At 63.7% G+C, this 24,622-nt stretch carries 24 protein-coding genes; 9 read left to right on the plus strand and 15 right to left on the minus strand.

Annotated elements, in window-relative coordinates; genetic code table 11:
• Window positions 1-22 precede the first annotated feature (22 nt).
• From ppdK to D618_RS0113105, 4 genes are all read right to left on the minus strand, one after another.
• Window positions 23-2,686, minus strand: a complete 2,664-nt coding sequence (gene ppdK, locus D618_RS0113090) for a pyruvate, phosphate dikinase (RefSeq protein WP_017671980.1) — start codon at window positions 2,684-2,686, stop codon at window positions 23-25.
• Between the two features lie 42 nt (window positions 2,687-2,728).
• Window positions 2,729-4,987 (minus strand): glycine--tRNA ligase subunit beta, encoded by a 2,259-nt coding sequence (gene glyS, locus D618_RS0113095; protein WP_017671981.1) that lies wholly within the window; start codon window positions 4,985-4,987, stop codon window positions 2,729-2,731.
• Window positions 4,988-5,138: 151 nt separating this feature from the next.
• Window positions 5,139-5,978 (minus strand): glycine--tRNA ligase subunit alpha, encoded by an 840-nt coding sequence (locus tag D618_RS0113100; RefSeq protein WP_026091655.1) that lies wholly within the window; start codon window positions 5,976-5,978, stop codon window positions 5,139-5,141.
• 286 nt (window positions 5,979-6,264) lie between these two features.
• Complete coding sequence (locus D618_RS0113105; protein WP_017671983.1) at window positions 6,265-8,373, minus strand: molybdopterin oxidoreductase family protein; 2,109 nt, start codon at window positions 8,371-8,373, stop codon at window positions 6,265-6,267.
• Between the two features lie 441 nt (window positions 8,374-8,814).
• On the opposite strand from D618_RS0113105, the gene D618_RS0113115 reads away from it, so the two are divergent.
• The 3 genes from D618_RS0113115 (at window position 8,815) to D618_RS0113125 (ending at window position 10,449) form a co-directional block, all read left to right on the plus strand.
• Window positions 8,815-9,027: a helix-turn-helix transcriptional regulator gene (locus D618_RS0113115; protein WP_017671985.1), complete on the plus strand. Its 213-nt coding sequence runs from the start codon at window positions 8,815-8,817 to the stop codon at window positions 9,025-9,027.
• Window positions 9,020-9,439 (plus strand): hypothetical protein, encoded by a 420-nt coding sequence (locus tag D618_RS0113120; RefSeq protein ID WP_017671986.1) that lies wholly within the window; start codon window positions 9,020-9,022, stop codon window positions 9,437-9,439. The genes D618_RS0113115 and D618_RS0113120 overlap by 8 nt, the downstream gene beginning before the upstream one ends.
• Window positions 9,440-9,501: 62 nt before the next feature.
• Window positions 9,502-10,449 (plus strand): TraB/GumN family protein, encoded by a 948-nt coding sequence (locus D618_RS0113125; protein WP_017671987.1) that lies wholly within the window; start codon window positions 9,502-9,504, stop codon window positions 10,447-10,449.
• Window positions 10,450-10,500: 51 nt separating this feature from the next.
• Here D618_RS0113125 and D618_RS0113130 read toward each other — a convergent pair whose 3' ends face one another.
• Window positions 10,501-11,631: an epoxide hydrolase family protein gene (locus tag D618_RS0113130; RefSeq protein WP_017671988.1), complete on the minus strand. Its 1,131-nt coding sequence runs from the start codon at window positions 11,629-11,631 to the stop codon at window positions 10,501-10,503.
• Between the two features lie 325 nt (window positions 11,632-11,956).
• Between D618_RS0113130 and D618_RS0113135 the strand changes: the two genes are divergently transcribed.
• Window positions 11,957-12,484, plus strand: coding sequence for a fasciclin domain-containing protein (locus D618_RS0113135; RefSeq protein WP_040370770.1), 528 nt, complete (start codon window positions 11,957-11,959; stop codon window positions 12,482-12,484).
• Window positions 12,485-12,564: 80 nt separating this feature from the next.
• Here D618_RS0113135 and phhA read toward each other — a convergent pair whose 3' ends face one another.
• Window positions 12,565-13,509, minus strand: a complete 945-nt coding sequence (phhA, locus tag D618_RS0113140) for a phenylalanine 4-monooxygenase (protein ID WP_152414723.1) — start codon at window positions 13,507-13,509, stop codon at window positions 12,565-12,567.
• Window positions 13,510-13,645: 136 nt separating this feature from the next.
• On the opposite strand from phhA, the gene D618_RS0113145 reads away from it, so the two are divergent.
• Complete coding sequence (locus tag D618_RS0113145; protein WP_017671991.1) at window positions 13,646-14,116, plus strand: Lrp/AsnC family transcriptional regulator; 471 nt, start codon at window positions 13,646-13,648, stop codon at window positions 14,114-14,116.
• Window positions 14,117-14,132: 16 nt separating this feature from the next.
• On the opposite strand, the gene D618_RS0113150 is transcribed toward D618_RS0113145, so the two are convergent.
• From D618_RS0113150 to D618_RS0113175, 6 genes are all read right to left on the minus strand, one after another.
• Complete coding sequence (locus tag D618_RS0113150; RefSeq protein WP_238550677.1) at window positions 14,133-15,272, minus strand: glycosyltransferase family 2 protein; 1,140 nt, start codon at window positions 15,270-15,272, stop codon at window positions 14,133-14,135.
• A 54-nt stretch (window positions 15,273-15,326) separates the two neighbouring features.
• On the minus strand, window positions 15,327-16,703 hold the full coding sequence (gene rimO, locus D618_RS0113155) for a 30S ribosomal protein S12 methylthiotransferase RimO (RefSeq protein WP_026091661.1): 1,377 nt from the start codon (window positions 16,701-16,703) through the stop codon (window positions 15,327-15,329).
• Window positions 16,704-16,895: 192 nt separating this feature from the next.
• Entirely contained in the window at window positions 16,896-17,579 is a 684-nt protein-coding gene (locus D618_RS0113160; RefSeq protein WP_017671994.1) for an MIP/aquaporin family protein, read from the minus strand.
• Window positions 17,548-18,060 carry an arsenate reductase ArsC gene (locus D618_RS0113165; RefSeq protein WP_017671995.1) on the minus strand — a complete coding sequence of 171 codons (513 nt, stop codon included), beginning with the start codon at window positions 18,058-18,060 and terminating at the stop codon, window positions 17,548-17,550. Before D618_RS0113165 ends, D618_RS0113160 begins: the two co-directional genes overlap by 32 nt.
• A 13-nt stretch (window positions 18,061-18,073) precedes the next feature.
• Entirely contained in the window at window positions 18,074-18,517 is a 444-nt protein-coding gene (locus tag D618_RS0113170; protein ID WP_017671996.1) for an ArsI/CadI family heavy metal resistance metalloenzyme, read from the minus strand.
• A 25-nt stretch (window positions 18,518-18,542) separates the two neighbouring features.
• Window positions 18,543-18,896, minus strand: coding sequence for a metalloregulator ArsR/SmtB family transcription factor (locus D618_RS0113175; protein ID WP_017671997.1), 354 nt, complete (start codon window positions 18,894-18,896; stop codon window positions 18,543-18,545).
• Window positions 18,897-19,070: 174 nt separating this feature from the next.
• Between D618_RS0113175 and D618_RS19725 the strand changes: the two genes are divergently transcribed.
• A complete protein-coding gene (locus D618_RS19725) occupies window positions 19,071-19,733 on the plus strand; it encodes a CHAP domain-containing protein (protein ID WP_238550682.1) in 663 nt (220 codons plus the stop codon).
• A gap of 14 nt (window positions 19,734-19,747) precedes the next feature.
• Here D618_RS19725 and D618_RS0113185 read toward each other — a convergent pair whose 3' ends face one another.
• Both D618_RS0113185 and D618_RS0113190 read right to left on the minus strand, forming a co-directional pair.
• Window positions 19,748-20,068 carry a DUF3297 family protein gene (locus tag D618_RS0113185; RefSeq protein WP_017671999.1) on the minus strand — a complete coding sequence of 107 codons (321 nt, stop codon included), beginning with the start codon at window positions 20,066-20,068 and terminating at the stop codon, window positions 19,748-19,750.
• 45 nt (window positions 20,069-20,113) lie between these two features.
• Window positions 20,114-20,797, minus strand: coding sequence for a serine protease (locus tag D618_RS0113190; RefSeq protein ID WP_238550678.1), 684 nt, complete (start codon window positions 20,795-20,797; stop codon window positions 20,114-20,116).
• Between the two features lie 469 nt (window positions 20,798-21,266).
• Between D618_RS0113190 and D618_RS0113195 the strand changes: the two genes are divergently transcribed.
• Window positions 21,267-22,112 carry an outer membrane beta-barrel protein gene (locus D618_RS0113195; RefSeq protein WP_017672001.1) on the plus strand — a complete coding sequence of 282 codons (846 nt, stop codon included), beginning with the start codon at window positions 21,267-21,269 and terminating at the stop codon, window positions 22,110-22,112.
• A 63-nt stretch (window positions 22,113-22,175) separates the two neighbouring features.
• Here D618_RS0113195 and D618_RS0113200 read toward each other — a convergent pair whose 3' ends face one another.
• Window positions 22,176-22,598, minus strand: a complete 423-nt coding sequence (locus tag D618_RS0113200; protein ID WP_017672002.1) for a DUF350 domain-containing protein — start codon at window positions 22,596-22,598, stop codon at window positions 22,176-22,178.
• A gap of 97 nt (window positions 22,599-22,695) precedes the next feature.
• Between D618_RS0113200 and D618_RS0113205 the strand changes: the two genes are divergently transcribed.
• The gene (locus D618_RS0113205; RefSeq protein WP_017672003.1) at window positions 22,696-23,562 is read left to right on the plus strand and encodes a hypothetical protein; all 867 of its coding nucleotides are present in this window, start codon (window positions 22,696-22,698) and stop codon (window positions 23,560-23,562) included.
• A gap of 47 nt (window positions 23,563-23,609) precedes the next feature.
• Window positions 23,610-24,473, plus strand: a complete 864-nt coding sequence (locus D618_RS18370) for a tetratricopeptide repeat protein (RefSeq protein WP_017672004.1) — start codon at window positions 23,610-23,612, stop codon at window positions 24,471-24,473.
• The last annotated feature ends 149 nt before the right edge of the window (window positions 24,474-24,622 follow it).

A 24,622-nucleotide genomic window follows, 5' to 3' on the forward strand; every position in this document is an offset into this window, starting at 1 on the left:
TCCAGGAGGCGAGAGTGTTAGTTCAACCCTTCTTGAGCGCAGCCTGTGCCGCAGCGAGCCGTGCGATCGGCACGCGATACGGCGAGGCGCTGACGTAATCAAGCCCGGTCGTTTCGCAGAACGCGATGCTGGCGGGATCGCCGCCATGCTCGCCGCAGATGCCCAGCTTGATGTCGGGACGCGTCTTGCGGCCCTTTTGAACCGCGATCTCGATCAGCTGGCCGACGCCCTCGATATCGAGGCTGACGAACGGGTCGCGCGCGAAGATGCCCTTGTCGACATATTGCGTGAGGAACCGTCCGGCATCGTCGCGGCTGACGCCGAGCGTCGTCTGCGTAAGGTCGTTGGTGCCGAAGCTGAAGAACTCACCGACCTCGGCGATTTCATCGGCCATCAGCGCGGCGCGCGGAAGTTCGATCATCGTGCCGACCAGATACTCGATCCGGCGACCCTTTTCGGCGAACACCATTTCGGCGGCGGTATCGACCACCTTTTTCATCAGCTCGAGCTCGCGCTTGGTCGCGACCAGCGGGATCATCACCTCGGGGATCGGAGCTGCGCCGCTCTTGTCCGCGACATCGCACGCCGCTTCAAAGATTGCGCGCGCCTGCATCTCGTAGATTTCAGGATAGGTCACGCCCAGGCGGCAGCCGCGATGGCCGAGCATGGGATTGAACTCGTGCAGTTCGTTGGCGCGGCGCTTCAAGACCTCGACACCGACGCCAGCGGCTTCGGCGACTTCGGCAAACTCGTTCTCGCTGTGCGGCAGGAACTCGTGCAGCGGCGGATCGAGCAGACGGATGGTGACGGGCAGACCCGCCATCACCTCGAAGATGCTGTGGAAGTCGGCGCGCTGTTCGGGCAGCAGCTTTTCGAGCGCGGCACGGCGGCCCGCTTCGTCCTCGGCAAGGATCATCTGGCGCACGTTGGTGATGCGGCTGGCCTCGAAGAACATGTGCTCGGTGCGGCACAGGCCGATGCCCTCGGCGCCGAAATCGCGCGCGACGCGGCAATCCTCGGGGGTTTCGGCATTGGTGCGCACCTTGAGGCGGCGGACCTTGTCGGCCCAGCCCATCAGCACGCCGAAGTCACCGACCAGCTCGGGCTGCACGGTGGGCACTTCGCCCAGCATCACCTCGCCGGTGGTGCCATCGATCGTGATCGTATCACCTTCGCGCAGCTCGCGCTTGCCGATGCGCAGCACGCGCTCCTTGGTGTCGATCGACAGGCTGCCCGCGCCCGAGACGCAGGGACGGCCCATGCCGCGCGCCACCACGGCAGCGTGGCTGGTCATGCCGCCGCGCGCGGTCAGGATGCCCTTGGCGGCGTGCATGCCGTGGATGTCTTCCGGGCTGGTCTCGATGCGCACCAGGATGACAGAATCGCCCATCTCGTTGCGACGCTCTGCGCTGTCGGCATCGAACACGATCAGACCGCTCGCCGCGCCCGGCGACGCTGGCAGCCCCTTGGTCAGCACGTCGCGCACCGCATCCGGGTCAAGCGAGGGGTGGAGCAGCTGGTCGAGCGCCATCGGATCGACGCGGGTGATCGCCTCTTCCTCGGTGATCAGGCCTTCGCTCGCCATGTCGACCGCAATGCGCAAGGCCGCCTTGGCGGTGCGCTTGCCCGAGCGGGTCTGCAGCATCCACAATTTGCCGCGTTCGACCGTGAACTCGATGTCCTGCATGTCGCGATAGTGCTTTTCGAGGATGTCGAACACCCGCGCCAGTTCGGCATAGGTTTCGGGCATCGCCTCTTCCATGCTCAGCGGTTTGGCGCCGGCTTCCTCGCGCGCCTGCTTGGTGAGGTACTGCGGCGTGCGGATGCCCGCCACGACGTCCTCGCCCTGCGCGTTGATCAGGAACTCGCCGTAATAGAGGTTCTCGCCGGTCGAGGGGTTGCGCGTGAACGCCACGCCCGTCGCCGAAGTGTCGCCCATGTTGCCGAACACCATCGCCTGCACGTTGACCGCGGTGCCCCATTCGGCGGGAATGTCGTTGAGGCGGCGATAGACCTTGGCGCGTTCCGACTGCCACGACCCGAACACAGCGGCGACCGCGCCCCACAACTGATCGTTCACATCCTGCGGGAAAGGCTTGCCCCACTGGTCCTGCACCAGCGTCATGTATTCGGCAACCAGCGCCTTCCAGTGCTTCGCTTCCATCTCAGTATCGCTGAAGAAGCCATTGTCTTCCTTCATGATTTCGAGAGCTTCCTCGAACGCATCATGGTCGAGACCCAGTACGACGTCCGAATACATCTGGACGAAGCGGCGATAGCTGTCCCACGCGAAACGCTCGTCGCCCGAGACCTTGGCGAGGCCTTCGACGGTGGCGTCGTTGAGGCCCAGGTTGAGCACCGTGTCCATCATGCCGGGCATCGACACGCGCGCGCCCGAGCGGACCGAGACCAGCAGCGGATCGGCAGCGTCGCCAAAATTCTTGCCGGTGATCGCCTCGATATGCTTGAGGCCGTCTGCGACCTCAGCCTTCAGGCTGTCGGGAAACACCTCGCCGTCGACATAATAGCGCGTGCACATTTCGGTGCTGATGGTGAAGCCGGGAGGGACCGGCAGGCCGATCGAGGCCATGCCATCAAGGTTCGCGCCCTTGCCGCCGAGCAGGAACTTGTCACCCGCGCCGCCATCATTGGCATCGCCACCGAACCGGTACACATATTTCGTCATCAGCTTCAGCCTGTCTGTGAGATAAGGGTTGATCGGTCGAGGTTAGCCCTCGATCTTCGAAAAATCGGCGACCCGGTGAACGGCAGCACGGAACCGCGCGAGCAGCCCCAGCCGCGCGGCGCGCTTGGCTGGGTCGGCATCGTTGACGGTCACGTCATCGAAAAACGCATCGATCGGCGCGCGCAGCACCGCCAGTGCGGCCATTGCGCCCTCGAAATCCTCGCCATGGATGGCGAGCGCGGCGAGCGGCTCGGCTTTGTCGAGTGCTTCGATCAGCGCGAGTTCCGCCGGTTCGGGGTCGTAGGGAAGGCCAGAGCCAGGCTGCGCCATTTCCGCGACGGCCTGCGCGACAGCGGGATCCTCGACCATCGACAGCGGGTCTTCCTCACCGGTCTGCGCAATGCCCCCGCCGGTTTCCGGCGCGCCGGTCGGCGCATTCGCGCTGCCCCAGTCTTCCTTCTTCAGGATATTCGCCGCGCGCTTGTACCCGGCGAGCAGATTGCCTCCCTCGCCCGTCTCGACAAAGGCCTGGAGGGCATGAACACGCGCGAGGAGGCGGACGAGATCATCCTCGCCGCCAAGCGCAAACACCGCGTCGATCAGGTCGTGACGGACACCGGCCTCGCGCTGCTGGACCTTGAGGCGGTCGATGAAAAAGCCAACCAAAGTCACAGCAACATTCTGATCGAACGTCATCGCAATCGGACGACCAGCAAATTGAGATGCTGATGCCTCAAACTCTTGGGCGAGAATTGAGACAGCAGGTATCTTCATCGCCGGTGCAACCGCAGCAGCGATCATCGAATGAACCGAGCAGCGCAAGTGATTTGAGAAAATCAGGTTGGACACAGCAATCGCTGAACGCCTCAAAGCAAACGGGTCTTTGGAACCTGTCGGCAACTCACTGATGCTGAAAAAGCAAGCAAGGCTGTCCAGCTTATCTGCCAGGCTCACCGCCACCGTCACCGGCGCAGTCGGCACGTCATCGCCCTGGCCGACCGGCTTGTAATGGTCGCGGATCGCGGCGGCGACTTGCGGGTGGAGACCTTCCTTCGCCGCGTAATAACCGCCCATAAGCCCCTGAAGTTCAGGGAATTCTCCAACCATCTCGGTGACGAGATCGGCCTTGCATAGACGCGCGGCCTGTTCGGCGAGCGCCGGGTCGCCCTTGACGATGCCCTCTTCGCACAACCAGCGCGCCAGCTTGGCGACGCGCTCGACCTTGTCGGCGACGGTGCCCAGCTTTTCGTGGAAGATGATGGCCTTGAGCTTTTCCGAATGCTGCTCGAGCGTCTTCTTCTGGTCGAGTTCCCAGAAGAACCGCGCATCGCTCAATCGCGCTGCGAGCACCTTCTCGTTGCCCGCGACGATCGCCTGGCCGCCATCGTGCGCCGCAATGTTTGCGGTGCAGACGAACGCAGGCGCAAGCGCACCGGCGGCGTCGCGCACGACGAAATATTTCTGGTTGATCCGGGTGGTTAGCTGGATGACCTCAGGCGGAACCTCAAGGAACGCGGGGTCGTAGCGGCCGAGCAGCGGCACCGGCCATTCGGTGAGCCCGGCATTCTCGACCACCAGACCTTCGTCCTCGACGAGGACAAAACCGGCGTCGCTTGCAGCCTGCGCCGCGCCATCGCGGATGATGCTGGCGCGCTCGTCATGGTCGACGATGACATGCGCGGCGCGCAGCGTGCTGGCGTAATCCTCGACGCCCGAAATCGTCACCGCGCCCTTGTGATGGAAGCGGTGGCCGACGGTGGTGTTGCCCGCGACCAGCCCATCGACCTCGCACGGCACGACATAGCCACCCAAAAGCGCGATGATGCCCTGCAGCGGACGCACCCAGCGGAGCGATTCCGTGGTCTGGCTGGCATGGCCCCAGCGCATCGACTTGGGCCAGGGGAAGGCGCGGATGATCGCAGGGATCGCGTCGGCCAGCACATCGGCGGTGGCGCGGCCCGGCTTGTTGATCACCGCGAACAATGTCGCGCGACCCTTGACGTCGCGGGTTTCGAGCGCGTCGCGGGTCAGCCCCGCCTTGCGCAGGAAGCCGTCAACCGCGGCATCGGGCGCATCGGCGGGGGGACCCTTGAGCTCTTCGGACACCGCTTCAGTCGTCTCGGGCAGCCCGCGCGCAATCAGCGCGAGGCGGCGCGGGGTGGACCAAGTCTGGAGGCTCTGAGCCTTGAGACCGGCGGCGGCGAGCTGGTCGGCAAACAGCTTCTCAAGATCGGCGCGCGCCTTGCCCTGCATCCGCGCGGGAATTTCTTCGGAGAGCAGTTCGAGCAGGAAGTCGGTCATGTCAGAGATTCCAAAGCCGCGCTCGCTAGCCCGTCACCCTGAACTTGTTTCAGGGCCCATCGGGCACCAAGCGCCTTCACCCTATCGGCAGCCAGACGATGGATGGGTGCTGAAACAAGTTCAGCATGACGAAGATTGATGGCTGGGTGATTCACGCGGCCCACCCGTTCTTCTCCATCCACGCCTGGCAGCTGCCCTTCGCGAGGTCGCGGACGCGGCCCATATAGGCCTGGCGTTCGGCGACCGAGATCACCCCGCGCGCCTGCAGCAGGTTGAAGACATGGCTCGCCTGGATCGCCTGCTCGTACGCGGGGATCGGCAGCTTATTATCGAGGCAGTTCTCGCACTCGGCGACGGCCTTGCGGAACGCGTCGAACAGGCTCTCGGTGTTCGCCACCTCGAAGTTCCACGCGCTCATCTGCTTTTCGTTCTCAAGGAAAACATCGCCGTACGTGACGCCGTTGCCGTTGAAATCGAGGTCGTAGACGCTGTCCTTGCCCTGGATGTACATCGCCAGCCGCTCGAGACCGTAGGTCAGCTCGCCTGCGACGGGCTTGCAGTCGAAGCCGCCCATCTGCTGGAAATAGGTGAACTGCGTCACCTCCATGCCGTCGCACCAGACCTCCCAGCCCAGCCCCCACGCGCCCAGCGTCGGACTCTCCCAGTCGTCCTCGACAAAGCGGATATCGTGCAACAGCGGATCGACGCCGATCGCGGTCAGGCTGTCGAGATACAGCTGCTGGATGTCGCCCGGCGAGGGCTTCAGGATCACCTGATACTGGTAATAATGCTGCAGCCGATTGGGGTTCTCGCCATAGCGGCCATCGGTCGGGCGGCGGCACGGCTGGACGAACGCGGCGTTCCACGGATCGGGGCCCAGCGCGCGCAGCGTGGTGGCAGTGTGGAATGTCCCCGCCCCCATCGGCATGTCATAGGGCTGCAATATCAGGCAGCCATGACGGCTCCAGAAGCTGTGCAGGGTCAGGATCATGTCCTGAAATGACAGGCTGTGTTCGGTCAAACGTCCGGCCTTCGCAGATGCAAAATGAATGCGCCGCGCTTTGGCGGATGGCAGGCGCTGGGTCAAGTCGCAGGTGATTCAGGCTTGGTGTGGGTGTCCCAAGTTTTGCTTCGTGGATGCGGATATCAACGCGGTGCTCTGCTCTTTATTGGTCCCCCGCGAAGGCGGGGGCCCATCTCCTGCCCTGCCGATGTTTCACCTGCTAGGAGATGGGCCCCTGCCTTCGCAGGGGACCAGCAGAACGTGAAGACTGCGGCTACTCCGCCGCCACCATCTGCTCCACGCGCTCCAGCGTCACCGGCGTGCCGTTGAGCACCGCGTTGCCCGAAATCGGGTCCATCGCCTGCGGGTCGGTGAGGTCGTTGAGCGATACGCCCGGACGCCGCCCTGCCACCGCGAGCCGAGTCCCGGGCTTGTCCTGCCCGAAGCCATGCGGGATCGAGATGACCCCGGGCATCACATCGTCGCTGATCTCTGCGGCCAGCTCGACCGAGCCGACGCGACTGGTAACGCGAACGAAGCCGCCATGGGTGATGCCCCGCACGGCGGCATCATCGGGGTGGATCATCGCGGTGCAGCGATCCGGACCCTTGGCGAGGCGCGGCGAATTGTGCATCCAGCTGTTGTTGTTGCGCACATGCCGCCGCCCGATCAGCAGCAGCGCGTCCGCCGGGGTTTCGGCGAGCGCGGCGCGCCATTGCTCCAGCGCCTCAAGGCACAAAGGCGGCGCGCAGGCGATGCGCTTGTCCGGCGTCTGCAAGCGATCGGGCAGTCGCTGGACATGCGGGCCGAAGTCCTTGCCGTTGTTGTTCGCCTCGAGCTCTTCGAGCGTCACGTCATAATCGGAGCGCGCCAGCATCGAGGCCAGCACGGTGCGCGGCGGCACGATATTGGGCACCGCCTCGCCGCGCGCATGCAATATCGCGCGCGCCATCTCGGCGACGATCTCCCAATCCGCCTTGCTGCCCGCTTCCATCGGCAGCGTTGGCGCCGAGTAGTCGGCATAGTTGCGGATCGCGATGGGCCCCAGCAGCAGCGGATAATGGTCCTTTTCCAGCGGCCCGCATGGCGGCAGGATGTAATGCGCATGCGCGCTGGTGGCGGTCACGAACATGTCGACCGACACCATCAGGTCGAGCTGCGGCAGCGCCTCGCCCCAGGCGCCGGGCGACGACAGCGCCGGATTGCCCGAGAGCACCACCAAAGCCTTGATCTGCCCCTCGCCCGGCGTCGCGATCTCGTCCGGCAGCAACGCGGACGGGAACTCGCTGATCACCTCGGGCCGGTCGCCGATGCGCGAGCGAAAGCGGTCGTACGTTCCCGGCCCCGCGCCCGCGACCAGATCGACCACGGGGGAGGAGAACATCACCCCGCCCTCGCGGTCGAGATTGCCGGTGGCGATGTTGAGCAGCTGGATCAGCCACAGGTTGAGCGTGCCACCTTGCGTCACCGAAACGCCCATGCGGCCGTAGACGATGGCCGGCTCCCCGTTGCCAAGGGTCGCCGCCAGATCGCGGATGACGGGCTCGGAGATGCCGCAATGCGCGGCGAGGGTCGGCACATCGAAGCCACGGATCGCCTGCCACGCTGCCGCCCAGCCCGTGTCGAGCATCGGCTCCAGACGGCCCGGAGCGACCAGCCCCGCGTCGTCGAGCGCCTTGAGCAGGCCCAGCAGCAAGGCTGTATCGGTGCCGGGGCGGATGAAGTGGTGCGCATCGGCGATTCTGGCGGTCTCGGTGCGGCGCGGGTCGATCACCACCACCTGCCCGCCGCGCTTCTGCACCGCCTTCAGCCGCTTCTTCACATCGGGCACGGTCCATACGCTGCCGTTGCTGGCGAGCGGATTGCCACCGATGATCAGCATGAACCGGGTGCGATCGACATCGGGAATCGGGAACAAGGCGTTGTGCCCGTACATCCACATCTGGATCAGCTGGTGCGGGATCTGGTCGAGCGTCGAGGCGGAATAGAGCGTGCGCAGCTTCATCGCCTTGCGCAGCACGCCCGTCTGCGTGCCGGTGGCGTAATTGTGCGCGTTGGGGTTGCCCATGTACATCGCGGGCTGGCCGCCGCTGGCCATGACTTCGGCCATGCGCGCGCCGATCTCGGCATAGGCGGTGTCCCAATCGATCTCCTGCCAGCCGTTTTCGGTGCGCTTGACCGGACGGCGCAAGCGGTCAGGATCGTCCTGCAGATCGGCCAGCGCGGTCGCCTTGGGGCAGATATGGCCGCGGCTCAGCACATGGTCGGGATTGCCCTTGATCGAGACGATCTTGCGCCCCTGCACCTCGACCAGCACGCCGCAATTGGCCTCGCACAGATGGCAGGTGCGCGCGTGGATGCTGGTGGCCGATTCGTCTGCCATGGCGTTCTCTCCCGGTTGTCTTTGGACCGGAAGGTATCAGCGCGCCCCACTGCTGACCAGCCACCGAAAACCCCGACTTTCCGTAACGGATGTCATGCGACACTGGCACTAAGTCAGGGTCACTTGACATAGTCAGCGAATCATAGCATAAAGTCAGGGTAAGCTGACATTTGGTCAGCGAAGAGTGACAGGATGAACCGATGATCAGGGGAGCCCCACGCAGATCAACGATGGCCAACCGGCGCCTGCACCGCTGGGCGGCTGGCCTGGGATTGGCGGTGCTGACAGGCGCGGCCTGCACATGGATCAGCATCGCCGGCGCAAACGAACCTGCAGCCCTTCCGGCCCATGGCGCGCAGCAAACCATTCTCGTCCATTTGGTGCTTGCTTGACACGGCCAGCGCGCAGAGGACGCAAGAGGACGCCCCACGGATGGAAGACATGAAAAACCGTTTGAAAGTGCTGCGCGCCGAACGCGACTGGAGCCAGGCAGAGCTGGGCGCGCGGCTTGATGTTTCACGCCAGGCGGTCAACGCGATCGAAACCGGGAAGTACGACCCCTCGCTGCCGCTGGCCTTCCGGATCGCGCGGCTGTTCGACATGGCTATCGAGGAGATTTTCGATGACGAGTTCACCGGAGGCAACCATGGTTGAGAGCGACTGGCAGGCGCGCGCCAAGCAGCGCAAGCGCCGCATCTACATTATTATCGGCATCATGTTCGGCTTGGGGTTGCTCAGCGGATTTCTGGTCGGCTTTTTCGAGGATGAACAGGCTGGCCTGATGGCTGCCAACAGCATACCACCGCAACTTGCCATCCTTTCGGCAGTCGTCTTTGTCACCGCGATCACTTTCGGCACGTGGCGGCTCATGCAGGTCACCGACGAGTTGGAGCGCAAGATCAATACCTCAGCCACGGTGATGGCAGGCAACGTCCTTCTGGAAGGCTATCCGACGTGGTTTTTCCTCTGGAAGGGCGGCCTTGTCGGCGAGCCCGACGCACTCTGGCTGTTCTGCGCCGGTATCACTGCCAGCTGTCTCACATACGCGTGGCAGAAGCTGCGCTGACCCGAAGTTCTTGCCCCTACCCCAACCCTCAGTCCCCACCAACCAGTAAAGGCCTGTAATCGATGACCTTGACGTTCAAATCTCTGCGGACTGCCGCATACAGCATCGCGCTGATCAGCTTCGCCAGCACGCCGGTGCTGGCGCAGGAACCCACCACGGTCGCAGAAGCGCTGGGCGCCTCCCCTGCTCCGGTCACGCAGGACATCAACCCGGCGATGTGGATCGTGCGCGATGCCGACACGACCATCTACCTTTTCGGCACCGTCCATGTGCTGCGCCCCGGACTCAACTGGCTCAAGGACGATGTTAAGACCGCGTTCGATGGATCGGACGAGCTGGTGCTGGAAATCATCGAGCCCGAAGACCCTTCAGTCACGCAGGGCGTGCTGGCCAAGTTGGCGACCAATCCGGCAGGCACCACGCTGCGCAGCCAGCTGCCCGCCACTGTGCTGACCAAGTATGAAGCGACGTTGGGCACGCTGGGCATACCGGCGGTTGCGCTCGATCAGTACAAGCCGTGGTTTGCCGGCGTCACGCTGACCACCGTTCCGCTGCTGATGAAGGGCTATGACCTCAACAGCGGTGCGGAAAAGACGCTCACCGCCGCCGCCAAGACTCAGGGCAAGCCGCTGGGCCAGCTGGAAACGATCGAGCAGCAGCTGGGCATTTTCGCCAGCCTCGATCTCCAGCGGCAGGTCGAATTCCTCGATGTCACGCTCGACGGCGTTCCCGAAGTCACCACGCAGATCGATACGCTGGTCGATGCCTGGGGCAAGGGCGATCTGGAAAAGCTCAACACGCTGATGAACGAAGGCTTCGAGAGCTATCCCGGTCTGTACGACGCGCTGCTGACCAACCGCAACGCCAACTGGGCGCGCTGGATCACGGCGCGGCTGGACAAGCCCGGCACGGTGTTCATGGCCGTCGGCGCGGCGCACCTCGTCGGCAAGGACAGCGTGCAGGCTCAGCTCGCCAAGACCGGCATCGCCAGCACCCGCGTCACCCAGTAAAGATCAGGTTCGCCGGCTCAAACCCCGCCAGCGCCTCAGCACTGGCGGGGTTCATGCATCCAGCGTGGCGTTGCGGAAGCAGGCGCGGACCTCGCGCACGAAAATGTCCGGCACCTCCAGCGCGGCGAAATGCCCGCCGTGATCGACCTCGTTCCAGTAGATGATATTGCTGAACCGCTTTTCTGCCCAGCGGCGCGATGTCTGGAACAGCTCCTGCGGGAAGATCGTGCCGCCCATCGGCAGGCTGATCGGGTCAAACCCCATGGCGCTGAAACTGTGCCAATAGAGCCGCGCCGACGATGCCGCCGAGTTGGTCAGCCAGTACATCGAAATGGTATCGAGCAGCGCATCGCGGTCGAAGCCCGAAAACTGGTCGTCGCAATCGGACCAGTTGCGGAATTTCTCCAGGATCCATGCCATCTGACCGACCGCGGAATCGGCGAGCGCATAGCCGATGGTCTGCGGCCGCGTCTTCTGGATCGATGAGTAACCGCTCTCCTCCTCCTGATAGTATTGCATCCGCGCCGCCGCGCGCTTCTCCAGATCGCTCAGATCCGCCATCGTCGTGGGGTCGGGCAGCGCCAGCACCATGTTCGAATGCACCGCGGCGCACGCGCCCAGGTTTTGCCGCGCGATTTCCAGCGTCACGCCAGAACCCCAATCGCCGCCCTGGGCAAAATACCGGTCATAGCCCAGCGCGAGCATCAGGTCGTTCCACACCTTCGCGATCCGCGCAATGTCCCAGCCCGGCTCGGTCGGCTTGCCCGAAAAGCCGAAACCGGGGAGCGAGGGAATGACGAGGTGGAACGCGTCCGCCGGGTCATCCGGGTTGGTCAGCGGCTCGATCACCTCGATGAACTCGAGCACCGATCCGGGCCAGCCATGCGTCATGATCAACGGGCGCGCGCCGGCGTGCTTGGAACGGATGTGGAGGAAGTGGATGTCCACCCCGTCGAGCTCGATCAGGAACTGCGGATAGGCATTGAGCGCCGCCTCGCATTTGCGCCAGTCATATTGCTTGGCCCAATAGGTCGCAAAATCCTGCACCACCGCCAGCGGAATGCCCTGATCCCAATCGTCGACAGTCTCCTTCTCCGGCCAACGGGTGGCGCGGATGCGGGCGTGGAGGTCGTCGATCGCGGCTTGCGGTATATCAATGCGAAACGGGCGTTGTGTATTCATGGATCGAGCCTATCCGATGAACCGGGCGCTTGCAAACGCTCCGGACCCGCCGATCTCTGACAAATCTTTCTTGCAGATTGCAACAATAACCCCTCAGCGCCGTTCGATTAGGGCACGCCCATGTCATGGCATTCATCATGGCTAGCCATCAGCGCGAATTCAAACGCGCGATGTGGAATCGAAAATGGTCGGCGCAAAAGGAGACTCTTCAATGAAAACCGCTTTTCTTACGTCATTCGTGGCGACTTCGGCCCTGATGCTCGGCGCTTGCGGATCGGAAACCGTGACCACCGAATCCGATGTGACCGCTCCGGCTGACGCGCCGATGGCCACCGACGGTACCGCCGCCAACAGCATGGACCCATCGGGCAACGTCATGGTCGGCGGCGCAGCAATGCTTCCTTCGCGCAACATCGTCGAAAACGCATCGGAATCGCCGATTCACACAACGCTGGTCGCTGCGGTCAAGGCTGCCGGCCTGGTCGATACGCTCGCTGGCACAGGACCGTTCACGGTTTTTGCGCCCGTCAACACCGCGTTCGAAAAGCTGCCCGCCGGCACCGTCGACACGCTGCTGAAGCCTGAAAACAAGGACAAGCTGTCGGGCATCCTGACCTATCACGTCGTTGCCGGTCGCATGACCGCAGCCGATCTGACCAAGGCCATCACCGACGGCAGTGGCACCGCGACGCTGACCACCGTTCAGGGTGAAAAGCTCACTGCCAAGATGGATGGCGCCAATGTCGTGCTGACCGGTGAAGGTGGAAGCACCGCGATCGTCACTCAGGCGGACGTGCCCCAGTCAAATGGCGTGATCCATGTCATCGACGGTGTGCTGACGCCCAAGGCCTGATCACTCGATTTGACTTTCAGTTTAGGGCAGTCGGCAGAGATGCCGGCTGCCCGAAATGCATTTGGCTCAGACAGGGCTGTTCAAACAGGCTTTGCGCCCGACCCCTGCCCGCCGCGATTGGCATATTCCTGCGTGCCGAGGTGATAGACCTTGTCACCACCCAGCACCGCCTGGTTGGAATAAGTGAACCCCGGGTTCAGCCCGCGATACAGATCGTCGAAATTGCGCTCCACCGTCTTGCGGAACAGTTCCTCGAAGCTGTCGATCACGAAATAGGTCGGCTGCATGTCCGAGATGACGTAGTCGGTGCGCATCACCCGGTCGACTTCCAGATGAATGCGGTTGGGCGATTGCCCTTCGACCGAGAACTTCGCCTCGAGCGGGCCGGACAAGATGCCCGCGCCATAGGCCTTGATGCCATCGGCCTCGCGGATCAGCCCGAATTCGACCGTGTACCAGTACAGCGCCGACAGTGCCTTCAACCGGTTGTACGCCAGCGCCTTCCAGCCTGCCCGGCCATATTCCTGCATATAATCGGCATAGACCGGATCGGTCAGCATCGGCACATGGCCGAAAACGTCGTGGAACACGTCGGGCTCGGAGATGTAATCGAACTGTTCGCGCGAGCGGATGAAATTGCCCGCCGGGAAGCGCCGGTTGGCGAGGTGATAGAAGAACACGTGATCGGGGATCAGCATCGGCACCGGCACCACCGACCAGCCGGTGATCGGCTGCAGTTCCTCGCTCAGCGCGCCGAAATCGGGCACGCCGCCGCGCCCCAGCTCGAGCCGCTCCAGCCCCGCCATGAAGCTGCTCGCCGCGCGGCCCGGCAGCACATCCATCTGCTGGGCGAACAGATCGTCCCAGATGCCATGCTCTTCGGGCGTGTAGACGCGCTGCTGCGGCTCGAGCCAATCCTCGCCCAGATGCGCCGGGCGCTGGAGCGGGGCCACGCAGGTTTCTGCGGGCACATCGGGAATGACCGAAAAATCGACCGCGTCGGGCCTGATGAGAAGGTTTTCCATGCTGCGTCCCCTGAAACAATACTTGAAGCGGAAAGATACCATGGCGGGCGTGAAAAATCCTGTCTGAATCTTGCCCGATATCGTCATCAATCGATCAACTCTTTCGTAAATTAGCTGTTTCAGGTAGGTTCTTTCCATGATTGATCTTGAACCGGAAGATATCCGCATCCTGCGCGCCTTGCAGGACAACGGCCGCATCACCAATGCCGAGCTTGCCGAAACCGTCGGCATGTCCGCGTCCCCCTGCTGGCGGCGGGTGCGCAGGTTGGAGGGCGATGGCGTGATCAGGGGCTATTCCGCCAGGCTCAGTCGGCGCGCGCTGGGCCTTGGCGTGCTCGCCTATGTCAGCGTCGAAATTTCCGACCACGGCGAAGCGGTGACCCGCGCATTCGAGGCGGCGGTGGCCGATCTCGACGAGGTCATCGCCTGCCACCAGGTCACCGGCGGCGCCGACTATATCCTCACCGTGGTGAGCCGCGACCTCGACAGCTATGCGGATTTCGCCAACAGGCGGCTTCGCCCGGTCGCAGGGATCAAGGCGATCAGCACCAGCTTCGTTTTGAAAGAGGCCAAGCCGCAAGGCGGGCTGCCGGTTCAGGCCTCATAGCATCGGCCGTCTGCTGTCAGGCAGCGAGGCCAGGCAGCTGCGACCGGATCGCGTCCAGATTGGTTCTGGCAAGGTGACTGCCGCGGCCATGGACGCTACCTTCAAGCAGCGGTTGATCGCCGATCTCAAGGCATCGCTCCCAGGCCGAGACGGCCAATGGAATCCATTCATCCAGCGCATTCGCCGGATCGGTCATGCCTTTGTCCAGCGCAAGGTTGCCGAGGACAAAAAAGAAGTCCGGCGACTTTTCCCATCGCATCATGAACTGGTCGGCAAAGGCAAAGGCCGTATCGAAATCGCCAACCTGGCCCAGGCAGTAGAGATAGCGCGTCGAAAGACAGTGCAGCCAGTTTGCGTCGGCTGGAGTGGCGGCAAGCGACTGGCGAAAATATTCGCTCGCCGCGGCGAACTCGCGGCGCACTTCGGTTTCCTTGCCCAGCTGATACAGAATGTAGGGATCGCCGGGACTGTCCTCCAGATCGAGCAGAAGCAGCGAACCATTGCGGTCACGCTTGGTATCGAGCTGGGCATCCAGATAGCCATCATGCCCCAGGTACAAATCCACCCTGACACGCGGGAGGGTTGAGGCGGCCTGCTCGTGCACCCGTCCCTCGAAGCGAACGTTGCGGGGGAGTATCCTGGTGATCCAGTGCTGTCCTTCGGGTTGCGCGCCCTTCACGCCTGCGAGTTCAAACGCGCTCCGCTGGCAGACCACGCCCAGGCGATGGGGTGTCTGGCACCAAGAACGCAGAAGCTCGCCACCGGACTCGATCCACTCATCGGCATCGATCACCAGATTCCAGTCCGCATCGGCCAGCTCGAGCGATCGATTGCGCGCCTCTGCAAAGCTTCCCGGCCACTCCATCTCGTACACGTCAGCACCCGCCTGCCGGGCCAGTTCAATGGTGTTGTCGGTGGATCCGGTGTCCAGAACGACCATCTTGTCGACCCAGGGCCGCACGCTGTCGAGGCAACGGGCGATGCAGCGCGCCTCGTTGCGGACGATCATGGCCACCGCAAGGCTGCCCTTTGGGCGCCCGGCAGGCGATCGGGTTGGCTTTTTCAAGGCGACGTCCTCACTCTGGCCGAAATTCGGTCCAGAGCAGGCTATCGCGGAATGGTTAACGAGATGTGGATTGGCAGGGCCAGCCTGCATCCCCTGCCCCGGCCCGGAGTGCGGAGCGCCCGAAAACGCCCGCAGACACCAGCCTCAGCCCGCAATGACCCCATACAGATCATGCTCGTCCGCATCCTCGACCAGCACATCAACGAACGATCCCGGCTCCAGTCCTTCAGACACATCGCGCAGATACACATGACCATCGATCTCGGGTGCGTCAGCCTGCGAGCGACCCGTGGCGCCAACCGAGCCGTCGTCCTCGTCGGGCTCGCCGATCTCGTCGATGATCACCGGCAGCGTGCGGCCAACCTTGGCAGAGAGTTTCGCGGCGCTGATCGCGGCGGTCTTTTCCATCAGCCGCTGGTAGCGTTCTTCCTTGATTTCCTCTGGCACCGGATTGGGCAGCGCGTTGGCCGCTGCACCTTCGACGGGTTCGAAACGGAAGCCGCCGACGCGGTCGAGCTGTGCCTCGTCCAGCCAGTCGAGCAGATACTGGAAATCCGCCTCGGTCTCGCCGGGAAAGCCCACGACGAACGACGAGCGGATGGTGATATCGGGCGCGATCTGCCGCCAGGCCTTGATCCGGTCGAGCACCTTAGCCTCGTTCGCCGGGCGCTTCATCCGCTTGAGAACGGCAGGGGCTGCATGCTGGAACGGGATATCGAGATAGGGCGTCAACAGCCCTTCGGCCATCAGCGGGATGACGTGGTCGACATGGGGGTACGGATACACATAATGCAACCGCACCCAGGGCGCCTTGCCCTCTGCCGTGCGCAATCCGCCCAGCTCGCGCGCCAGATCGGTCATGTGCGCGCGCACGGGGCGGCCCTTCCAGTCGCGCGGCTCATGCCGGGTGTCGACGCCATAAGCCGAGGTATCCTGGCTGATCACCAGCAGCTCGCGCGTGCCCGCCGCAACCAGCTTTTCCGCCTCGCGCAGCACCGCATCGATGCGGCGGCTGACTAGGTCACCACGCAAGCTGGGGATGATGCAGAACGCGCAGCGGTGGTTGCAGCCTTCGGAAATCTTGAGATAGCTGTAGTGGCGCGGGGTCAGCTTGATGCCGCCTTCGGGCACCAGATCGATGAACGCACCGCGTGCTGGCGGGGCGGCGTCGTGCACGGCCTGCACCACATCCTCATACTGATGCGCGCCGGTGATTGCCAGCACATCGGGGAAGCGGGCGCGGATGACGTCGGCCTCGTTGCCCATGCAGCCGGTGACGATAACGCGGCCATTTTCGGCCATCGCCTCACCGATCGCATCCAGGCTCTCTTCCTTGGCACTGTCGAGGAAACCGCAGGTGTTGACCAGAACGACATCGGCCCCCGCATAGTCGCCGGACATCTGATAGCCCTCGGCGCGCAGCTTGGTGAGGATGCGTTCGGAATCGACCAGGGCTTTCGGGCAGCCGAGCGAGACCATGCCGACTTTCGGCGGGGCGGGGATCGTGATGGGGGTGGACATGATTCCGCGGCGCATAGGCGTTTTGCGCGGCTTTGTCATGGATGAAGTGAACGCTGCGCTTCAACGCGCTTTCGGAAATGCGCTGTGGCTAGTGCGCAACGTCCCTCGACTTCGCTCGGGACAGACGGGGGTGGAGCTCAGTATCGACGCTACCCTTTCCGAGTTCCCGAGCGAAGTCGAGGGACGTCGGCGCTACGGACACGGAGTAGCACCTGCAGGTTCGTCGACAAACAGGACACGCCCAGCAGCATAGGCTGCGAACGCCCCGGCCAACTGCATCACGACGAACATCGGCACATCGCCAGGCGCGATGCCGGCAAAGCTGTTCGACAGAGAGCGCGCCACGGCAATCGCGGGGTTGGCAAAGCTGGTCGAGCTGGTGAACCAGTATCCCGCCACGATATACAGCGCGACGGCGGCGGGGACGTTGTCGGGCCGGTAGCGGACCGCGCCCAGGATGGTGAGCAACAGGCCGAACGTCGCGACGAATTCGCCTGTCCAGTTGCCGATCCCGGCGCGCGCCTTGGTCGAAGTTTGCAAGATCGGCAGGTCGAACATCAGGTGGGTCACGAAGATGCCGATGATCCCGCCTGTCAGCTGCATGACAATGAACGCCAGCGCATCGCGCGTGGCGATCTCCCCGCGCAGCCGCATCACGAAGGTCACTGCCGGATTGAAATGCGCGCCCGATATAGGGCCGAAGATGGTAATCAGCACATATAGGATCGCGCCGGTGGCAAGCGTGTTGCCGAGCAACGCGATCGCGACATTGCCCCCAGCCAGCTCCTCCGCCATGATTCCAGAACCGACGACGCAGGCGAACAGCAGTGCCGACCCCAGCCCCTCAGCGATCAGCCGCCGCGCCTGTTGCCCCATCTGTCGCCCCCTCGAATCGCCCGATTTCCCTCAACTGACGCTGGAGAGGTTGGCCATCGCTTGCAAGATCAAGTTCCAGCAGCGCCGCAATCCGCGCCTGCATCTGGTCGAACGCGGTCTCGAACGCCGCGCGCTGACCATCGCCGTCCACGGCAGCCGGATCGGGAATGCCCCAATGCGCCTTGATCGCGCGGCCGGGAAAGATCGGGCAGATCTCGCCTGCGGCATTGTCGCAGACCGTGATGACGATATCTAGCGGCGGCGCATCCGCCGCTGCAAACTCGTCCCAGCTTTTCGAACGAAAATCGCCGGTGATCGCGCGCTCCGCCAGCAGCTTGAGCGCCATCGGATGCGGTTCGGCTTTGGGGAAACTGCCCGCAGAGAATGCCAGCAATCGCCCCTCGCCCAGATGGTTGGCGAGGGCCTCTGCCAGGATCGAACGCGCCGAATTGCCGGTGCACAGGAACAGGATGCGGATCATCGCTGTGAATGCCTCACATCGTCGGGCAGCAGGTCGTCTCGGGCGCGCTCAACGCCCCCTTGGCGACCGGGCCGGGATCGCCATAGACCGTCGCCTCGCCATCGGTGAAAAAGGCCTCCCACACGATGCCGTTGGGGTCCTTGACCCAGCTCTTTTCCGACCGGGCATAGCAGCAGGTGGTCTTGCCTTCTTCCAGCACCGGCCGGTCGGCCTTGGCCAGGCCTGCATACACGTCAGCCAGCTCGTCGGTGTTTTCCGCCTGGATGCCCAGATGCTCGATGCCTTCGCTGGCGCCGCATCCTGCGACCGATATCGCGAAATTGACGCGCGGATCTTCCAGCTGCCACTTGGCATAGTCGCTCTTCACCACCGTCGGCTCGGCACCGAACATGGCGGAATAGAAGGCGATCGATCCATCGAGATCGCGGGTCTTGGCGTGGACATGCATGCGCTTCATCAGGTCTCTCCCTTGCAATAGCGTGTCAGCAACCGGAGCCCCGGCAGCAGTTTTCGGTCAGAAAGCCGACCAGTGCAGCCATCGCGGCAAAGTCGGCGGAATAGATCAGCGATCGGCTCTCCCGACGCTGCACGATGAGCCCGGCCTGCATCATCTGGTTGAGGTGGAACGACAGCGACGAGCGCGGAATGGCGAGCCGGTCGGCCAGATCGCCTGCGCTCACTCCCTCGGGACCCACTTCAACCAGCAGTCGAAACGCGGCGAGACGGTGCTCCTGTGCCAGCGCGGCCAGCGCGGTGATCACATCCGCGCTGCTGAGTGGCACTTGCACGCCACCGCCCGCGACACGATCAATGCACAAAGAGCCCGTCGATTCCATATTTCCAATATCATGGAAATATAAGGTCACGTCAAGCGGCAAAGGCGGTAAACCCTTTGTGAACCATTTTGCCGCAATTTGGCCTTGATGTTCCTGCGCCCCGGAATCCTGACCGTGCTGGCCGTTGCTGCTGCACTGACGTTCGCAAGTGGCCCCGCGGTCGCGCAGGAGGCAATGCTGCAGTGCGTGCCCTATGCCCGTCAGGTGAGTGGTATCGAACTGTATGGCGATGCGCACAGCTGGTGGCAGCAGGCCGATGGTCGCTATGAACGCGGCAAGCGCCCGGTGGCGGGCGCGGTGCTGGCGTTCAAGCCGTACCGCTCGATGCAGCTGGGCCATGTCGCCGCTGTCAGCAAGGTCATCGATTCGCGCCGGGTGCTGCTCGATCACGCCAACTGGTCACCGATCAACGGTCGCAAGGGCCAGATCGAACGCAACGTGCTGGCCGAAGACGTTTCGGCGGCCAACGACTGGAGCGAGGTGCGGGTCTGGTATTCGCCGATCGGCGGCCTTGGCACCACGCGCTATCCGGTGCACGGCTTCATCTATCCGCAGGGCCGCAGACCCGGCCAGCTCCAGACCCCGCCGGTGCAGATCGCGTCTGCAGATCAGCCCCGTGGCCCATTGACCCGCGCCGAGCGCAAGGCGCAGCGGCAGGCGGAAAAGGACGCGCGCAAACGGCTCAAGCAGATCGAAAAGCAGCGCAGGGAATACGCGAAATACCTCAAGAGGCAGGCCAAATCGCAGCGCCAAAGCGCGCATACGTCACCGCATGACGCACCGCCGCGACTTGAGGCCGACCCGATCGGTGATCTGATCGGCCGTGTCGGCGGTTGATTGACGCCCGGCGATTACGCCTTGGCGACGGGCGCGTCTTCGCCCAGATCCTTGTACCATGCCTCGACAGGGCCGCTGAGCTTGAGCGTCAGAGGCTGGCCCTTGCGGTCGAGCGTCTTGCCCGCCTGAACGCGGATCCAGCCTTCCGAGATCGAGTATTCCTCGACATTGTTCTTCTCGACGCCCTTGAAGCGGATGCCGATGCCGCGCGCCAGCAGCTCTTCGTTGAAGAACGGGCTGCGCGGGCTGATCGCGATCCGGTCCGGCGGCACATCGGCAGCGCCCGTGGCGGCGGCGGTCGGGGTCTGGTCGGCGGTTTCGGGGGTATCGGTCATATTGAGGTCCGTTCTGGCATAAGCGTGCCGCGCCCATAGCCAGCCCTAGCGGACATCGCAATAGACCTGCCGGATGACGCCGCGGTCGAGCAAGGCCTGGAACAGCCGAACGGCGCGCGCAGGGCTCGAAAGGTCGGTGACCTCGCCGATATCGTCCACGGCTGCGCTCGCGTTGACCAGACGCAAGATTGCCTCCGGGTCGGTGGTCAGCACCCGACCCCGCCGGGGGGTGGATGCCGCGTTGACACCGACGACGCGGCCCTGTGCGTCGAAGGTCGGCCCGCCACTGATCCCGCCCAGCGGGCCATCGGCAGGTGGCAGGCGATCCGCCTCGGCCCACACCAGGATCGGCTCTGTCTGCCCGCCCGGCCCGCCCCGTGCTGCATAAGCCTGCCCGATATAGCGAGACACGACCACCGAGGGCTCGCCTGCGGGAAAGCCCATGTGATAGCCTAGGCTGCCTTCGGACGGCAGATCATCGGTCAACGCCAGCGCAAATTCGGGCAGCGGCCCCTGGCGGATCACCGAGACGTCCGCTTCGCGGCTTTCGATGACGTCGGATATGGCATCGATACCGTCATCGGCCACCATCCCGATACGGTCGCAATTGTTGGTGACATGCTGCGCGGTCAGCCACGTGCCGTCGCGATCCACCGCAAAGGCAGTACCCTGGCTGTCCTGCTGCGGCCCCGGATCGGCGATGATGAAACTTTCGCCAATGTTCGGCAAAGGCCGGCGCGGGCTGCGCGGGTCGAATTGCTCGACACTGAGGGGAGCATCCCTCCATTGTTCGCCGTCGCCGCTGAACCAGACCCACAACAAGACCCCACCCAGCACCCAGGGCAGGCAACCGCGCCGGCTTCCCCCGTTCGTCCTGCTCATGACCGGACCGGCGCCGGGGAACCAATGGCTGCGTTGTGCATAATTGCGAGGCTAATGCGATGAGCGACAGAATCAAGCATGGCCAGCGAAGAATTCCGAAACAAGAGATCAGCCAAGGCATTTAGGTGATCAGTTAGTTTGTGCATGAACATGTCCTAACAATCATATTAATCTGGCGTTCAGATCATCCCACTTCACCGACAATGGTGTTACCCTTTGGCAACACCGGGTCAACATTGTTGAATATGTTGGAACCCTTTCCCGGTTCTGTAGGTTTGGCAACCGTCTGAATACCAAAAAGCAAGGACGCGATTATATGAAAACCCCCATCAAGATTTCCGCTGTTTCGGCCATCGCCATCGCGATGCTGGCCACTCCAGCATTCGCCCAGACGGTCAAGGAAGACACCGATTTTGACGGCGTCTATGTCGGCGGCCATTTCGGCTACTCGGCACAGTCGAGCCCCCGCGATGAAGGCGTTGCCTTCGACACCGACATCGACGGCGAATTCGACAACGGCGTGTTCACCGCAGCCGGCGCCAATGCCTTTGCACCCGGCTTCTGCCGCGGTTCGGCGCGCACCAGCCTGGCCGCTGACGGCTGCGCCCAGGACCAGAACGGCATTGAATACGGCGTCCGCATCGGTGCCGACAAGCGTTACGGCAACTTCGTGATCGGCGCGCTGGTCGAAGGCAGCCGCTCGGAAGCCAAGGATTCGGCAACTGCCTTCAGCAGCACCCCGGCGAATTACGTTTTCACGCGTGAACTCGATTACGCCGTGTCCGCTCGCGCCCGCGCGGGCTACACCCCCGGCGGTGGCATCCTGTTCTATGGCACCGGCGGTGTCAGCTATGGCCGCATGGAAAACAGCTTCCGCACCTCGAACGCTGCCAACGCGTTCACGCCGCGCAATGGCAAGGATTGGTCGTGGGGCTGGCAGGCCGGCGGTGGCGTAGAAGCCAAGATCGCGCCGAACATGAGCATCGGCCTTGAGTATCTCTACAACACCTACACCAACGACGATTATGTCGTGAATGTCGGACCGGGCACAGCGCCTGCGACCAACCCGTTCCTGCTGACGAGCGGCCAGACCGACATGCGTCGCAGCGACCCCAATTTCGAATTCCACTCGCTGCGCGTGACGACTGCGTTCCGCTTCTAAGCGATCGGTTCTCGAACTGAGTTCAACGGATGGCGGGGCCTCGCAAGAGGTTCCGCCATTCGCTTATCCGGCGACAGCAGCCGCGTTGAGCGACGCCAGCGCGATCTTGACCATGGCCAGAAAGATCGCGGCGGAAAGCTGGTCCTCCTCGATCCGCTTCGACAGGTTGCCGATCATCAGGTCGACCACGCGAAACGCCACCAGTTGAAGGATCAGCGTGACGCTGCCCCAGATCACCACATCCCAGACATTCACCGATGCGGCCAGGCAAAAGGCAAGCGGCAGCGCCAGACCGATAGCCGCGCCGCCCAGCGACACCGCTGCCGACACATTGCCGTCCCGGATCAGCGCAAATTCGCGGTGCGGCGTGATCCACATGTACACGGCCAGCGCAAGCGCCCAGGCGGCCGTTGCGGACCCGAGATGCAGCATGAAGATCGGCAGCCCGGCAGACAGGCTCTGGATTACGGGCATGGGATCGGTCATGGCGCAAACTGTTGACCCGAAAGCCCTGGGCGATCAAGCCTGATCCGACATATCCCGCTCCCCGCCCCTCCCTCGACAATGCAATCAGGCAAGCTTTATGCGCATCTGCATTCTCATTCCCGATGACAACGACCTGCAGCGCTATGACGACTGGCGCGATCAGGCGACGCTCATCGAACCCTTGCTCGCGGCGCATGGCCTTTCGGTCGAATGGCGGGCGTGGACCGATCCTGCGCCGATCGACGTCGATCTGGTGCTGCCGCTGATGGCCTGGGGCTATCACCGCGACTTGCCGCGCTGGCAGGCGCAGCTTGACCGTTGGCAGGGCAAGCGCTTCCTCAACCCGCTGGAGGTGTTGCGCTGGAACACCGACAAACGCTATCTGCTGGAGCTGGCCGCCAAGAGCGTCGCCATCGTGCCGACGCGGTTCCACGAGGCGCTGCGGGAGAGCAACCTGGCCGATGCCCGGGCGGCCATTGGTGGCGCAGACCTGGTGATCAAGCCGCCTGTATCCGCAGGATCTGACCACACATGGCTGCTGCGCGGTGCGGTCCCCTGCCCCGCTGAGGCTCTGGGTCGCGCCATGCTGGTGCAGCCGATGATGCCAGCGATCGCCACCGAGGGCGAGTATTCGCTTTTCTGGCTCGCAGGCGACTTTGCTCATGCCATCGTCAAGCGTCCCGCCGCTGGCGATTTTCGCGTCCAGGGTCAGTTCGGGGGCCAGTCCCAGGCCATTGATCCACCCGCAGCGGCCAAGGCGCTGGCGCTGGCCACCCTGGCCGCGATTGACGCAGAGCTGCTGTATGCGCGCGTCGATATGGTGGGCGATGGCGAGGGCGGCTACTGCCTGATGGAGATCGAGCTGATCGAACCCTGGCTCTCGCTCGACCGCACGGCAGACGGCGGCCAGACCTTTGCGGCAGCTGTCGCGGCGGCCGCAGCCCACTCAGCCAGCGCCGGTTAAGGTCTGACCGACCATCGCCACGCAAACACTGACAGGACGACCCATCTATGCCGCATTTCCCTGCCCTGATCTGGATCGCTGCGATGCAGGTTGGCCCAGCAGACGCTAACGCGCTGGAACCGCTTGCCCCCCAGGCAGCCCCACGGCCCGATGAATTCCAGAACAAGCCCCGCGCATCCGGCTTCACTCCGCCACTGGCAGATGAAGCACGGTTCGATTCCTGCATGGACATGGCCACCGATGATCCGGCGAGCGGCATCATGGCCGCGAACGAATGGCTGATCGCAGGCGGCGGCTATTTCGCCCGCCACTGCCTGGGGTTCGCTTATGCCAGGGATGGTCGCTGGAGCGCTGCGGCGGACAGCTTCGTCTCCGCGGCGCGCGATGCCGAGCTGGCGCATGACAAGCGCGCCACCAATTTGTGGACCCAGGCCGGCAATGCCGCGCTTGCATCGGGTGATCCCGACCGGGCGCTGACCTATTTCGATGCGGCGATGGCGCAAGGCGAGGCCGACGGGCTGTTGCTGGGCGAGCTTCACCTGGACCGCGCCCGCGCCTTGGTCGTCGCTGGACGCACCGATGAGGCCGAAGCGGCATTGGACGAGGCGCACCGGCTTGCGCCCGAAGATCCGCTCGCCTGGCTGCTGTCGGCCACGCTGGCGCGCCGGCTGGGCAAGCTTGACCGCGCGCAGGCCGATATCGACATCGCCGCCAAGCTGGCCCCGCGCGATCCGGAAGTGGCCTTGGAGGCAGGCAACATCGCCGCCAGCGCAGGCCAGTACGACACTGCGCGGCGCAACTGGACCCAGGCGATCGACATCCGCCCCGATGGTCCGGTCGCCAGGACTGCGCGGGGGCATCTGTCGCAGCTCGATCAGGCGGAAAGCGGGGATCAAGCAGAGCCGAAGTAGCGCTCTGCTCTCCTGCTTGGATGCCGCAATAACCCTCCCCCTTGATGGGGGAGGGTTGGGTTGGGTGATCTCTCCGGATTGAGCAGTGCTTCAGCAGCGCACCATCACCCTCACCGCTGCGACTAGGTGGAAATGCCACCAAGCCTCGC

The sequence above is a fragment of the Blastomonas sp. AAP53 genome, assembly GCF_000331245.1.
GTDB lineage: Bacteria > Pseudomonadota > Alphaproteobacteria > Sphingomonadales > Sphingomonadaceae > Blastomonas.

Bases quoted from the DNA above. Each gene is read 5' to 3' on its own strand.
- ppdK (WP_017671980.1), bottom strand. From the start codon at position 2,686: ATGACGAAATATGTGTACCGGTTCGGTGGCGATGCCAATGATGGCGGC.
- glyS (WP_017671981.1), bottom strand. From the start codon at position 4,987: ATGACCGACTTCCTGCTCGAACTGCTCTCCGAAGAAATTCCCGCGCGG.
- D618_RS0113100 (WP_026091655.1), bottom strand. From the start codon at position 5,978: ATGATCCTGACCCTGCACAGCTTCTGGAGCCGTCATGGCTGCCTGATA.
- D618_RS0113105 (WP_017671983.1), bottom strand. From the start codon at position 8,373: ATGGCAGACGAATCGGCCACCAGCATCCACGCGCGCACCTGCCATCTG.
- D618_RS0113115 (WP_017671985.1), top strand. From the start codon at position 8,815: ATGAAAAACCGTTTGAAAGTGCTGCGCGCCGAACGCGACTGGAGCCAG.
- D618_RS0113120 (WP_017671986.1), top strand. From the start codon at position 9,020: ATGGTTGAGAGCGACTGGCAGGCGCGCGCCAAGCAGCGCAAGCGCCGC.
- D618_RS0113125 (WP_017671987.1), top strand. From the start codon at position 9,502: ATGACCTTGACGTTCAAATCTCTGCGGACTGCCGCATACAGCATCGCG.
- D618_RS0113130 (WP_017671988.1), bottom strand. From the start codon at position 11,631: ATGAATACACAACGCCCGTTTCGCATTGATATACCGCAAGCCGCGATC.
- D618_RS0113135 (WP_040370770.1), top strand. From the start codon at position 11,957: ATGGCCACCGACGGTACCGCCGCCAACAGCATGGACCCATCGGGCAAC.
- phhA (WP_152414723.1), bottom strand. From the start codon at position 13,509: ATGGAAAACCTTCTCATCAGGCCCGACGCGGTCGATTTTTCGGTCATT.
- D618_RS0113145 (WP_017671991.1), top strand. From the start codon at position 13,646: ATGATTGATCTTGAACCGGAAGATATCCGCATCCTGCGCGCCTTGCAG.
- D618_RS0113150 (WP_238550677.1), bottom strand. From the start codon at position 15,272: ATGCAGGCTGGCCCTGCCAATCCACATCTCGTTAACCATTCCGCGATA.
- rimO (WP_026091661.1), bottom strand. From the start codon at position 16,703: ATGTCCACCCCCATCACGATCCCCGCCCCGCCGAAAGTCGGCATGGTC.
- D618_RS0113160 (WP_017671994.1), bottom strand. From the start codon at position 17,579: ATGGGGCAACAGGCGCGGCGGCTGATCGCTGAGGGGCTGGGGTCGGCA.
- D618_RS0113165 (WP_017671995.1), bottom strand. From the start codon at position 18,060: ATGATCCGCATCCTGTTCCTGTGCACCGGCAATTCGGCGCGTTCGATC.
- D618_RS0113170 (WP_017671996.1), bottom strand. From the start codon at position 18,517: ATGAAGCGCATGCATGTCCACGCCAAGACCCGCGATCTCGATGGATCG.
- D618_RS0113175 (WP_017671997.1), bottom strand. From the start codon at position 18,896: ATGGAATCGACGGGCTCTTTGTGCATTGATCGTGTCGCGGGCGGTGGC.
- D618_RS19725 (WP_238550682.1), top strand. From the start codon at position 19,071: ATGCTGCAGTGCGTGCCCTATGCCCGTCAGGTGAGTGGTATCGAACTG.
- D618_RS0113185 (WP_017671999.1), bottom strand. From the start codon at position 20,068: ATGACCGATACCCCCGAAACCGCCGACCAGACCCCGACCGCCGCCGCC.
- D618_RS0113195 (WP_017672001.1), top strand. From the start codon at position 21,267: ATGAAAACCCCCATCAAGATTTCCGCTGTTTCGGCCATCGCCATCGCG.
- D618_RS0113200 (WP_017672002.1), bottom strand. From the start codon at position 22,598: ATGACCGATCCCATGCCCGTAATCCAGAGCCTGTCTGCCGGGCTGCCG.
- D618_RS0113205 (WP_017672003.1), top strand. From the start codon at position 22,696: ATGCGCATCTGCATTCTCATTCCCGATGACAACGACCTGCAGCGCTAT.
- D618_RS18370 (WP_017672004.1), top strand. From the start codon at position 23,610: ATGCCGCATTTCCCTGCCCTGATCTGGATCGCTGCGATGCAGGTTGGC.